Origin of the sequence: Campylobacter concisus (assembly GCF_003049735.1) — a bacterium.
Classification (GTDB): domain Bacteria; phylum Campylobacterota; class Campylobacteria; order Campylobacterales; family Campylobacteraceae; genus Campylobacter_A; species Campylobacter_A concisus_AN.
Genome location: NZ_PIRM01000001.1, coordinates 698,858 through 710,758, shown reverse-complemented (window position 1 = coordinate 710,758; position 11,901 = coordinate 698,858). Strand labels below are relative to the sequence as shown.

13 protein-coding genes are annotated in these 11,901 nt (G+C 35.8%); all 13 read left to right on the top strand.

All coding sequences use genetic code 11. The annotated features are described in order from the left end of the window. The first annotated feature begins 51 nt into the window (after positions 1-51). The 13 genes from CVS97_RS03590 (at position 52) to mrdA (ending at position 11,651) form a co-directional block, all read left to right on the top strand. Positions 52-927: an NAD(+) kinase gene (locus CVS97_RS03590; RefSeq protein WP_107785205.1), complete on the top strand. Its 876-nt coding sequence runs from the start codon at positions 52-54 to the stop codon at positions 925-927. Then, complete coding sequence (locus CVS97_RS03585) at positions 920-2,440, top strand: AAA family ATPase (RefSeq protein WP_199905968.1); 1,521 nt, start codon at positions 920-922, stop codon at positions 2,438-2,440. The genes CVS97_RS03590 and CVS97_RS03585 overlap by 8 nt, the downstream gene beginning before the upstream one ends. An 87-nt stretch (positions 2,441-2,527) precedes the next feature. Next, positions 2,528-3,784: a diguanylate cyclase gene (locus CVS97_RS03580; protein WP_107785091.1), complete on the top strand. Its 1,257-nt coding sequence runs from the start codon at positions 2,528-2,530 to the stop codon at positions 3,782-3,784. Next, a complete protein-coding gene (locus CVS97_RS03575; protein ID WP_103640787.1) occupies positions 3,781-4,566 on the top strand; it encodes a TatD family hydrolase in 786 nt (261 codons plus the stop codon). Before CVS97_RS03580 ends, CVS97_RS03575 begins: the two co-directional genes overlap by 4 nt. A gap of 65 nt (positions 4,567-4,631) precedes the next feature. Continuing rightward, positions 4,632-5,843, top strand: a complete 1,212-nt coding sequence (locus CVS97_RS03570) for a lytic transglycosylase domain-containing protein (protein WP_103560623.1) — start codon at positions 4,632-4,634, stop codon at positions 5,841-5,843. Beyond that, positions 5,830-6,687 (top strand): septal ring lytic transglycosylase RlpA family protein, encoded by an 858-nt coding sequence (locus CVS97_RS03565; protein WP_107785090.1) that lies wholly within the window; start codon positions 5,830-5,832, stop codon positions 6,685-6,687. The genes CVS97_RS03570 and CVS97_RS03565 overlap by 14 nt, the downstream gene beginning before the upstream one ends. A 15-nt stretch (positions 6,688-6,702) precedes the next feature. Further along, a complete protein-coding gene (hisB, locus tag CVS97_RS03560) occupies positions 6,703-7,278 on the top strand; it encodes an imidazoleglycerol-phosphate dehydratase HisB (RefSeq protein WP_035167325.1) in 576 nt (191 codons plus the stop codon). Then, on the top strand, positions 7,275-7,763 hold the full coding sequence (locus CVS97_RS03555; protein ID WP_103604770.1) for a KdsC family phosphatase: 489 nt from the start codon (positions 7,275-7,277) through the stop codon (positions 7,761-7,763). The genes hisB and CVS97_RS03555 overlap by 4 nt, the downstream gene beginning before the upstream one ends. Next, complete coding sequence (locus tag CVS97_RS03550) at positions 7,754-8,281, top strand: LPS export ABC transporter periplasmic protein LptC (RefSeq protein WP_107785089.1); 528 nt, start codon at positions 7,754-7,756, stop codon at positions 8,279-8,281. The genes CVS97_RS03555 and CVS97_RS03550 overlap by 10 nt, the downstream gene beginning before the upstream one ends. Beyond that, positions 8,254-8,730: a lipopolysaccharide transport periplasmic protein LptA gene (gene lptA / locus CVS97_RS03545; protein ID WP_107785088.1), complete on the top strand. Its 477-nt coding sequence runs from the start codon at positions 8,254-8,256 to the stop codon at positions 8,728-8,730. The genes CVS97_RS03550 and lptA overlap by 28 nt, the downstream gene beginning before the upstream one ends. Next, on the top strand, positions 8,727-9,341 hold the full coding sequence (gene yihA / locus CVS97_RS03540) for a ribosome biogenesis GTP-binding protein YihA/YsxC (RefSeq protein WP_021090939.1): 615 nt from the start codon (positions 8,727-8,729) through the stop codon (positions 9,339-9,341). The genes lptA and yihA overlap by 4 nt, the downstream gene beginning before the upstream one ends. A gap of 1 nt (position 9,342) precedes the next feature. Further along, the gene (locus CVS97_RS03535; RefSeq protein ID WP_107776020.1) at positions 9,343-9,834 is read left to right on the top strand and encodes a hypothetical protein; all 492 of its coding nucleotides are present in this window, start codon (positions 9,343-9,345) and stop codon (positions 9,832-9,834) included. Further along, a complete protein-coding gene (mrdA, locus tag CVS97_RS03530; RefSeq protein WP_107785087.1) occupies positions 9,831-11,651 on the top strand; it encodes a penicillin-binding protein 2 in 1,821 nt (606 codons plus the stop codon). The genes CVS97_RS03535 and mrdA overlap by 4 nt, the downstream gene beginning before the upstream one ends. Positions 11,652-11,901: the final 250 nt, after the last annotated feature.

Below are 11,901 nucleotides of genomic sequence, written 5' to 3'. Positions count from 1 at the left end.
TTTTTTCTTTTGAAAAGCTTTGTTAAAATAAAATATGTTACAATCATTTACATGAAAAATGAACAAAAATTTAATACTTTTTGCACAAAAAAAGTAGGACTTATTGCTAAAGATTATCCATTATTTAGGCAAGATTTAGAAAAATTAGAAAAAATTTTAAAAAAGTATAACGCAGAAATTTTGCTTGAAAAAAATTGTGCTAAGCGTATAGAAAAAAATGGTTTTGAGCTTATAAAATTAGCCAAAGAGTGCGAATTTTTGATCACTCTTGGCGGAGATGGCACGATCATTTCAACTTGTAGAAAGCTAGCTCACATCTCGCCACTTGTCCTTGGCATACACGCTGGTAGACTTGGATTTCTAACCGACATAATGATTAATGAGAGTGAGAAATTTTTTAAAGACTTTTTTGATGGTAAATTTGAGGTAGAAATGCCTTTTATGCTTGATGTGACGCTTCACAAAAATGATGGTAAAACCGAGCAAAAGATAGCATTTAATGATGCAGTTATTGTTAGTAAAAATGGTGGCTCAATGACGCACATCGAAGCACTTTTAAATGAAAAATATTTTAATTCATATTTTGGAGACGGCGTTATAGTGGCGACACCTGCTGGAACAACGGCATATAACATGAGCGCAAATGGCCCTATTATCTATCCATTAAGCGAGGTTTTTACAGTAACTCCTATCTGCTCGCACTCGCTCACGCAGCGTCCAGTCGTGCTTACTAAAAATCACACGGTTAAATTTAAAACAAATAGTGATGCGATTTTGGTACTTGATGGGCAAGATAGGTTTGATATGAGTAAAATTTCAGCCGTCAGCATGAGTTTGAGCAACAAAAAAGCGAGACTGATACGTCATATTGGTAGGGATTATTTTCAAATTTTAAAAGAGAAACTTCACTGGGGTTATAATGATTGATCGAATTTTGATTAAAGATTATCTAAATTTTAAAAATGTCGAGCTAAATTTCAAAGAGGGTCTTAGCGTATTTACGGGTGTTAGTGGTGCTGGTAAATCTGTGCTAATGAGCGCTATAATGGCAGTTTTTGGGCTAAAAGATAGCGAGGCAAGGCTGATAGAAGCTGACGTGGAGCATAAATTTGATCTTGATGAGTTTGGCATAGAAAACGAAGAGGTCAATATTTTCAAGCTTTTAAAAGATAAGAGCACGAGATATTTTATAAACCAACAAGCCATCTCAAAGAAAAATTTAGCCCAAGTGGCGCGCGAGCACATCAAATATCTCTCGGCAAAAGAGGCAAACGAGTTTGAAAATGAGAAATTTCTAAATTTGCTTGATAGGCTTGAAATTTCAAAAAATGAGAAATTTAAAGAGATAAAGCAGGAATTTGAAGAGGCATTTTTGGAATTTTCTAAAATTTCAAAAGAGCTAGCCACTATCAAAGAGGAAGAGAAAAAGGTCGAGGAGCTAAAAGAGCTTGCTAGTTTTGAGATCGAGAAGATAAGAAGCGTAGGCCCTAAAAAAGGCGAGTTCGAAGAACTTATGGAGACTAAAAAAAGGCTTAGTAAAAAGGATAAGATAAATGAGGCGTGGGCTAGGGCTGAGCGGATATTTGAGCTAGAGCACAGCGTAAATGAGGCGCTAAATATCAGCGACCTTGACAACGGCTTTTTTGAAGATGCGATGAATGAGCTAAGGGTCGCAAGAGATAGCCTAAATATGGAGGAGCTTGACGATATCGACGTGGAGAGTGTGCTTGATAGAATAGAAGCTCTTAATGCCATCATTAGAAGGTATGGCAGCGAGGAAGAGGCATTAGAAGCGCTTAATAAAAAGGAAAAAGAGCTTGCCAGATATGAAAATTTAAGCTTTGAAAAGAGTGAGCTTGAGAAGAAATTTGAAATTTTAAGCAAAAAGGCAAATGAGCTGGCTGGCATTTTGAGCAAGGCAAGAGGCGTAAATTTAAAAGAGCTTGAGAGTATGATAAATTCATATTTAAAAGAGCTTTATATGCCAGATATTGCGCTGAGTATTGAAGCTAAAAAGCTTGATATTTTGGGCGTTGATGAGATTTGTCTAAATTTAAATGAGACCTCACTTAAAAATTTAAGCTCGGGCGAGCTAAACCGCCTAAGGCTGGCCTTCATAGCTGCCTCTAGTGAGATCACAAAAACGGGCGGTGATGTCATCATACTTGATGAAATAGATGCAAATTTAAGTGGAAAAGAGGCGATGAGCATCGCAAATGTCTTGCTTAAGCTTGCAAATTTTTATCAAATTTTTGCCATTTCACATCAGCCACAGCTTAGCTCAAAGGCAAATTCACACTTTTTGGTAGAGCGTCACGGGGAAAACTCGGTCGTAAGAGAGCTTGATAAGGAGGAGCGTGTAAATGAGCTTGCACGTATGATAAGTGGCGAGCATATAAGCGAAGAGGCGATAAATTTTGCTAAAGGGCTTTTAAAGTAGCTTAATTTAAATTATTAATTTAAGCTTTATAAATAAATTTATTTGATAAAATCGTCACTAATTTGATAAAATTTTTGTAGGAATAATATGGAAAGAATCCTTGTAGTTGATGATAATAAGGCGTTAGCAAAGCTGATTGTTATGCAAATGGAAAAGACTATCGATGACATGACAATTGATGTCGCATACAGTTTTGCCGAGGCTAAGACGTTAATTAGCGAGCATGACAAAGATTATTTTATGACTATTTTGGATTTAAATTTGCCAGATGCTCCAAATGGAGAGATCGTTGATTATGCACTTTCCAAAGGGCTTTCGGCTATTGTTTTAACAGGTAGCATTGATGATGAAACAAGGCAAAATTTTATAAATAAAGATATTGTTGATTATGTTTATAAAGGAAATATGGATGATATCAACTATATCTTTCAAATGATAAATAGACTGAGCAAAAATAGACAATACAAGGTTTTGGTTGTTGAAGACTCGCTCCCTTTTAGAAATATGATAAAAAAGATATTAACTAGCCTTCAGTTTAAGGTTTTGGCCGCAGCTCACGGCGAAGAGGCAATGAGCTATTTTGCGGATAATCCTGATATAAATCTTATAATAACCGATTATAGAATGCCAGTAAAAGATGGCCTTGAAGTTTTAAAAGAGGTTAGAAAAGAAAAAGATAAAAATAGTCTTGGCGTAATCGTTATGACATCTCCTAGCGAAAAGACTGACGCATCAATATTTTTAAAAAATGGTGCGAGCGATTTTATAGCAAAACCATTTTCAAAAGAAGAGCTAATATGTCGTGTTAATAATACGATCGAAGCTATGGAAAATATAAACAAGATAGCAAATTTTGCAAATCGCGACTTCTTAACAGGAGTTTATAATAGAAGATTTTTTTATTCTGACGTAGAAGAGTATGTTCATGTAGCTGAAGAGACTAATGAGCCTTACGCTTTTGCAATGATTGATGTTGATTATTTTAAGAAAATAAATGATAAATATGGCCATGATGGCGGAGATAAGGTACTAAAATCAATCGCAAAAATTTTAAATGATAATACAAAAGGAAGCGATATCGTTGCTAGATTTGGTGGCGAAGAATTTTGCGTTGTCCTTAAAAAGATAAATAAAGAAGAAGCTGTTAAATTTTTTGTAAATTTACGAGCCAAAGTAGCTGAAAATAAAGTAACTATAAAAAAGGAAAAAGTAAAAGTTACTATATCAATAGGTGTATCTTTTGGCAATGGGCATTGCGAGATAGACGATATGCTTGAGGCTTGCGATTCAGCGCTTTACACCGCAAAAGAAAATGGTAGAAACAGAGTAGAAATAGTTTTATGATTATAGATACACATTGTCATTTGGATAGTAAAGTTTATGATCCTGACCTTGATAAAATTTTAGACGAAGCTAGAAATTTAGGGCTAAAAGGCTTTATTATCCCGGGAGCTGATATCAATGATTTACCAAAAGCGGCTAAAATAGCGCGTGAAAATTCTGACATTTTCTTTGCCGCTGGAGTTCATCCATATGATAAAGAGAGTTTTAGCATTGAAATTTTAAGAAATTTTGCTAAAGATGAAAAGTGTGTGGCGATTGGTGAATGCGGTCTTGACTACTTTCGCTTGCCAAAAGATGAAAATGAAAAGATAAAAGAAAAAGAGGATCAAAAACGTATTTTTTTAGCTCAACTTGATTTGGCTGTTGAGTTAAAAAAACCCGTTATTCTTCACATTAGGGAGGCTAATGAGGACTCTTTTAATATCTTAAAAGAGTATGCACCAAAGCTTGAAGCTGGAGCGATTTTGCACTGTTATAATGCTTCGCCACTTCTTTTAGAGCTTTGTAAATTTGGGAATTTTTACTTTGGCATAGGCGGTGTTTTAACATTTAAAAATGCTAAAAATTTAGTCGAAATTTTGCCAAAAATCCCATTTGATAGGATAGTTATTGAAACTGACGCTCCTTATCTCACGCCGGAACCAAATCGCGGCAAGAGAAATGAGCCGGCGTTTACGACATTTGTTGCTAAAAAGATAGCTGAAATTTTAAACCTTGAGTTTGAAGTTGTTTGTGAAAAAACTTCAAATAATGCCAAAAGGTTGTTTAAGTGCTTTGTCTGAAATTTGGGCATTGTGCTTGTTTAAGATGCTAGCATCTTAAGTTTTGACACGAAAAAAGGATAGAAATGAAAGCAATGCTTAAAATATTTTTAATGTTTGCATGTAGTACCTTGCTACTAGCAAATACACCTGAAAAAAGCTCATACGACACTCAGGTAAAAATTTTAAAAGAGCTGGATATTGACGCTAGCTTTATGAAGACTTCTCACTATGCAAAGATGAGGCAAGGTATCAAACAATCACAACTTGAAACATTTACAGAATCTCTAAAAAATGGTTATATGTATATACCGATGGTAAAAGAGCAGATCAAAAAATCCGGCGTACCTGAGTCATTCTTTTATCTAGCCATGATAGAATCAGGCTTTTCAAATCACACAGTCTCAAACGCAAAAGCTACTGGCATGTGGCAGTTTATGGAACAAACGGCTAGACTGCATGGTCTAAAGGTAGGACAGTATGTCGATGAGAGAAAAGATCCAGTAGAGTCTACTATTGCAGCAACAAATTATCTAAAGTCGCTTAAAAATCAATTTGGCAAGTGGTATCTAGCAGCTATGGCCTATAACTGTGGCGATGGAGCCTTAAAAAGAGCCATACAAAAAGCTGGCACAGATGACCTTGTAACGCTTCTTGACGCAGAGAAAAAATACCTTCCAGCCGAAACTAGAAATTTTGTTATCAAAATTTTAAGAGCAGCATATACCGCAAAAGACGCAGACTTCTTGATGTCTAAAGATTCATCTTTATTGAACATAAACGGAGGACTAAAGCTTGTAAAAGTAAAAGTACCTGGCGGTACAAATTTGGCTCAAATAGGCGATAGTATCGGTCTTAGTACAAAAAAGATGAAAAATAACAACCCGCATTTAAAATTTGTATTTACTCCGCCAACTCTAAAAGATTATTATGTTTATATCCCTGAAAACAAAAAACAGCTTTTTGCAGAAAATTTCAAGCCATTTAATGGCAAAAATAATTTTTATGCCTATGTCGTAAAAAAAGGCGAAACATTACTTTCTATCTCTAAAAAAACAGGTGTTAGCCATAGAGCGATCAAGGACTACAACGAACTTAGCACAAATGCCGTAAGCTATAATCAAAAACTAATTATTCCATTTTCCGCACAAAATAAATCTCAAAACTATATAGTCCAAACTGGTGATACGATAGCTTCTTTATCTAAAAAATTTAATGTGAGCGAAAAAGATTTAAAAGATGCAAATTCTTTTGCTAGTTCAAATTTAAATGTTGGAGCAAATATTGTCATACCATAAGAGCCTAAAATTTTATATAGGACTAAGTTTTACTCTTCTAGTTACTGGTTGCTCTTGGAGCGGGGCACCATTTACACCAAGTGGCCCAACTAATGTAAAGGGCAACAATTCAGCTTCTATCCAAAAAGCAACAATGAGACCTTACACGATAAATGGCAAAACATACTACCCAACCGTTGTAAGCGTTGGTGATAAGGCAAGTGGTACGGCAAGCTGGTATGGTCCAAATTTTCATGGCAAAACAACCTCAAACGGCGAAATTTATAATATGTACAACATGACTGCAGCACACAAAACTTTGCCGATGAATACGATCCTTAAAGTAACAAATTTAAGAAATCAAAAAAGCGTCATTGTTCGCGTAAATGATCGTGGACCTTTTGTGGCTGATAGAGTTTTAGACCTTTCAAAGGCAGCTGCAACTAAACTTGATATTATCGGTACAGGCACGGCTCCAGTCAGTATGGAAGTCATAGGCTTTAATGAAGATATAAATGCTATTGCAAGCATTAATACTCAAGCAAAACCGACAAGTACCGGCATAAAAGTGCCAAATCCAGTCTCTCCGACAGCTCCAACTGGAGGCATTATTATTTCGTCAGAGCAACGAGTCGTAGGTGGAGATTTTATGGTGCAAATTGGCTCATTTAAAAACCTTGAGGGCGCAAACAGATATCAAAGAGAGCATCAAAGCATAGATGGCTATAAGTCGGTAGTTAAGACATTTACTATAGATGGATCTACCATTTATAGAGTATTTCTAAATGGCTTTAGAAGTGAGGACGAGGCTAGAGATTATGCAAGAAGCGGTAAATTCCAAGGTGCATTTATAGTAAGAGGTTAGGGTATGAGAGAAGAAATTTTAGAGCTAACTAGAAATACAAAAGAGACACAAATCTCAATGAAGCTTAAAATTTACGGCTCAGGAGTTGCAAAAATAAGCACTGGAATAGGTTTTTTTGACCATATGCTTGAGGCATTTACCAAGCACTCTTTGCTTGATCTTGAAATTTCATGCAAGGGCGACACGCATGTGGATTTTCACCACAGCGTTGAGGATGTTGGCATAGTTTTGGGTCAGCTTTTAAAAGAGGCCTTGTATCCTTTAAGTGGCGTTGAGAGATTTGGCGAGGCAAGCGTTGTTATGGATGAGGCGGCTGTTTTTTGTGCGTTAGATCTTAGCAACAGGGCCTATCTTGTCTATGAAAATTTTAATGAAAACGCCAAAGTAGGGGAGTTTGACACTGAGCTTGTGGAGGAGTTTTTTAGGGCAGTTGCTATAAATTCTGGTATCACGCTTCATTTAAATCAAATTCGCGGTAAAAACACTCACCACATCATCGAAGCAACGTTTAAATCATTTGCCGTAGCACTTCGTAGAGCACTTGCTAAAAACGCAAGGATAGGTACGCCAAGTACAAAGGGTGTTTTATGATAGAGATTATTTTTTTAGATATTGATGGGTGCCTGACTGATGGCAAGATCATCTACAATGCAAACGGTGAAGAGCTTAAATTTTTTGATGTAAAAGATGGCTACGCGATAGAGAGCTGGCTAAAGCTCGGCAAAAAGGTGGCTATCATCACTGGCAGAAAGTCAGCCATCGTTGAGCGAAGGGCTGAAGATCTAAAGATAAATCACGTCTATCAAGGTGTTGGTGATAAATTTGAAGTGGCGAGTGAGATATTAAAATTTGAAGGGCTTAGCTTTAAAAACGCAGCAGCTATCGGCGATGACTACAATGACTATAAAATTTTAAATGCAGTTGCTTGGAGCTTTAAGCCAAAAGACGCGATAAAAGAGCTTGATGTAAAGACAAAACTAAAGCACAAAGGTGGCAATGGCGCGGTTAGAGAGATGATTGAGCTTATTATAAAATCAGAAAATTTATATGACGAGTGGTCTAAGCGTTGGTTGTAAAAATTTTCTACTTCGTCGTGGCTATTTTTAGTGTCGTGATGATATTTTTGGCAGCTCAAGATCCATACCTTGCAAATGTTTTAAAGATCGATACAAAGATATCAAATATGCAAATAAATGATGTGATAGATTATGAGATAAATTCCACGAAAATAAGCGGAGTCTACGAGGCTGATGAGCTAAATAGATACAATGATAAAGATGAATTTTTGAGTTTTAAAGCAAAAATTTTAAGAGGAAATTTAAAACATTTTTTAAGCTCAGACAAAGCAATCTCACAAAATGACGAAATCATTTTTCAAAAGAATGCGAACTATGAAAACAACGATAGTTTGAGATTTATAAGTGACGAAGTGACATATGGAACAAAAACAAAAATAGTAAGATCTGAAGCAAATTTCACGCTCATAAGAAATAATGATAAGGCACTGGGTGAGAGTGGAAGCTATGATCTTGGCAAAAAACAAACGCAGGTAAAAGGGTTAAGGGCATGGGTAGAGGAAGATCAGCGATTTTAGCGGTGATATTGGGTTTTACATTTTTAAATGCAGAGCAAGTTGAAATCACATCAAATGATTTTTTTGCAGATGAGAATAAGCAAACTAGTGAATTTATAGGTAATGTAAATATCAAAAAGGGCTCATTTGATGAGCTTAAGGCAGACAAAGTGGTCGTCTATTTTGACAAAAAACGCCAACCTGTAAAATATGTAGCTACTGGTAATGCTAGAGCAAAAATTTTTATAAAAGATAAGCACTACGACGGCAAAGGCAATACTCTTACATACGAGCCAGCAAAACAGATATATACTGTTAGTGGAAATGGCTATTTGCATGAAGTAGAAACTGATAAGAATGTTTATGGTGAAAAGATAGTTGTTAATCAAAAAGATGGCACATATAGTGTAAATAGTGATGAAAAAAAGCCTGTTAAGTTTATCTTCCAGGTAGAGGAAAAAGATAAGTGATAAGGCCACTAGGTGCTAAATTTATCACATCAAGTCCAAGTATAAAAGAGGCTCCAAGCTTCGTAACAAGCGAAGTTGTCTTTTTAGGCAGATCAAATGTTGGTAAAAGCAGCCTCATAAATACACTTGTAAATCAAAAAAATCTAGCCAAGAGCTCATCAACTCCAGGCAAAACTCAGCTTATAAATTTTTTTGAGGCTGAGTTTTGTGAGCAAAAAGATGAGCAGGAAGAAAAAGATAAATTTAAGCTTATTTTGGTTGATTTGCCAGGCTTTGGCTATGCAAAAGTGGCAAAGTCAAAGCATGATGAATGGCGTAAAAATTTAGATGAGTTTTTGAAATTTAGAAGCGACATTAGACTTTTTATACATCTAATTGATGCTAGGCATTTTGATTTAGATATAGACGTAAATGTGGATGCTTATCTAAAAAGCTTTTTAAGAGCTGATCAGAAAATTTTAAATTTATATACAAAAAGCGATAAGCTAAATCAAAGCCAAAAGAGTGCGGTAATGAAATTTGACCCAAGTGGTATCTTGGTCTCAACTCTTAATAAAAGTGGTATCGAAAAGGCTAGAGAAGCCATCATAAATAATGCTCTTGGTAGATAAAATGCAAACCATAAGCAGCTTAGATATTAAAATTTTTAAAGAATTTTGGTGGGCTGTTTTTTTATTCTCATATGAGATCGCAACTACGCAATTTGGTTTCTTGCCGCCATTCATTGGTATTTTTTTTACTTATATGATTTTGGAGTATTCAAGAAAACAAAAGCAATACGACGAGTTTAAGCACAATTGGTACTTTGCGATAATTTTTATAATATTTGCTGAGCAAATTCATGGATTTCATCTTTTTTCAACGATTATTGCATTTTTGCTTTTTTATAATTTTATTCTAGACTGGCTATATACCACGATGAAGTGGCGAAACTGCCTACTTATCATCTTTGTAGCAGCTGGATACACTTTAACATTTCTTGTAAATAATCTATTTGCTTACGTTTTAAATGAGCAAAATTTAACACTTTCGTCTGAATATCTATTTTTTATAGCATTTGAAAGTATCCTTGCTATCGTTCTTTTTAGGGATAAAGTGCTATGAGGATGCGCATCGTCTTTAGCGTGATCGCTCTTTTTTGGATTATACTTTTGGGACGAATTTATCATCTAAGCATAAACTCAAATACCTACTACAACGAGATCGCAGAGCAAAACGCGATAAAAACTATTTATATTCCGCCAGTTAGGGGTATCATTTTTGATGCACATGATAAGCCAATGGCTGTTAATCGTCTTGGTTTTTCAGTATCCATTAGACCTCATTTAAGTGCTAATAAAAAGGTAAAAATTTTAGATGATGAGCTAGCTTACATTGGCTCACTATTTAGTGATCTAAATGTCACAAAGCTTAAAAATGAATACATAAAAAATGACTCAGCTTATAACCAAGATTTTATAAATGTGGTTGAATTTATTGATTATGATAAATTTTTGCCATTTTTTGCATCACTTTCTTTGCGTGAAAATTTAGAGATAAGGCCCGCTTCAAAACGCCACTATCCGTATAACGATCTAGCTTCTCACATCATCGGCTACGTTGGTAGGGCAAATCAAAAAGATATGGATAATGATCCTTTGACAAAGCTTACAAATTATATTGGAAGAAGTGGCGTGGAACGGTTTTATAATCCGATCTTACAAGGAATTCAAGGGTTTAAAAAGATAAAGGTAAATGCCTTAAATGAAGAGATCGAACAGATAAACTATCAAGCGCCACAAAGTCAAAATATCAAGCTTGCAGTCGATCTTGAGCTTCAGCAGTTTGTGGCTGATGTCTTTGGTAAGGATGCAGGAAGCGTTATCGTTATGAGTCTAAAAGATGGTGCTATCATAGCTGCTGGTAGCTTTCCAGAGTACGATCTAAACCCATTTGTGCTTGGAATTTCTCAGCCTGAATGGGAAGAACTTGTAAAAAATGTCGATCATCCTTTCACAAACAAGCTAATAAACGGCCTTTATCCTCCAGGTTCTGTCGTAAAAATGGGTATGGCGCTTGCGTTTTTGGATAATGGCATGAGTAAATACGATAGCTTTTTTTGTAGTGGCTCGTATGAGCTTGGAGGACGTAAATTTCGCTGCTGGAACTCTCACGGACATGGAAATGTTAATATGAATACGGCAATTAGAGAGAGCTGTGATGACTATTTTTATAAAGGTAGTCAAAAGATAGGAATTGACGCTATTGTGCCGATACTTGAACGTATGGGATTTGGTAGAAAAACCGAGGTTGATTTGCCAAATGAGTTTGTGGGGACTTTGCCAAGTAGAGAGTGGAAGATGAGGAAGTATGGCAAAGCGTGGTTTCAAGGCGAGACCCTCATCACTTCTATCGGTCAGGGAAATTTCTTGGTCACGCCTATGCAAGTGGCAAAATATACAGCAGGCCTTGCAACTGGGCTAAATGTGACCCCACATTTTTTAAAGAGCATTGATGGCAAGGATGTTGATTTTACACCAACAGATGATGCTTTTACGCCGTTTGAAAAATCACAACTACCAGCTATTAGGCATGCAATGTATGAAGTGGCAAATCACCCAAGAGGCACGGCAAATAGGCATTTTATTGGAAGCCTAGTTAAAGTTGCTGCAAAGACAGGTACTGCTCAGGTCGTTGGAATTTCTCAAACTGAAAAGAAACGTATGAAAGAGGAGGATATGGCGTATTTGCAAAGATCTCATGCATGGATGACTACATATGCGCCTTATGAAGATCCACAATACGTTATCACAATGGTTATCGAGCATGGTGGCCATGGCGGAAGTGCGGCCGGGCCAAAAATCGCTCAAATTTATAATAAACTCGTTGAAATGGGATATATAAATTTAGAAAAAATCCAAAGCGATCAAAATAAAAAATAAGACAATAAGAAAAAATAAGATCATTAAAAAGCTGTGGTAGTGACCACTTACTTAAAAATTTTTACCTTGTGATTGGAGCGTTTGTGGCTAAATTTATCAACTACTTTTTAATCCTCCTTATTAAATTTTGGCGAGGTTGACTGAGAATTTATGTTTTTGATAGGTAGCAAGAGTCTAAGCGTTGATATATCTTTAAATTTGTTAAATGGCCTTGCTTAACAAAATGTGGTGATTAGGAAAAATATCAATT

Bases quoted from the DNA above. Each gene is read 5' to 3' on its own strand.
- CVS97_RS03570 (WP_103560623.1), top strand. From the start codon at position 4,632: ATGAAAGCAATGCTTAAAATATTTTTAATGTTTGCATGTAGTACCTTG.
- CVS97_RS03580 (WP_107785091.1), top strand. From the start codon at position 2,528: ATGGAAAGAATCCTTGTAGTTGATGATAATAAGGCGTTAGCAAAGCTG.
- CVS97_RS03575 (WP_103640787.1), top strand. From the start codon at position 3,781: ATGATTATAGATACACATTGTCATTTGGATAGTAAAGTTTATGATCCT.
- CVS97_RS03585 (WP_199905968.1), top strand. From the start codon at position 920: ATGATTGATCGAATTTTGATTAAAGATTATCTAAATTTTAAAAATGTC.
- lptA (WP_107785088.1), top strand. From the start codon at position 8,254: ATGGGTAGAGGAAGATCAGCGATTTTAGCGGTGATATTGGGTTTTACA.
- CVS97_RS03535 (WP_107776020.1), top strand. From the start codon at position 9,343: ATGCAAACCATAAGCAGCTTAGATATTAAAATTTTTAAAGAATTTTGG.
- CVS97_RS03590 (WP_107785205.1), top strand. From the start codon at position 52: ATGAAAAATGAACAAAAATTTAATACTTTTTGCACAAAAAAAGTAGGA.
- CVS97_RS03555 (WP_103604770.1), top strand. From the start codon at position 7,275: ATGATAGAGATTATTTTTTTAGATATTGATGGGTGCCTGACTGATGGC.
- mrdA (WP_107785087.1), top strand. From the start codon at position 9,831: ATGAGGATGCGCATCGTCTTTAGCGTGATCGCTCTTTTTTGGATTATA.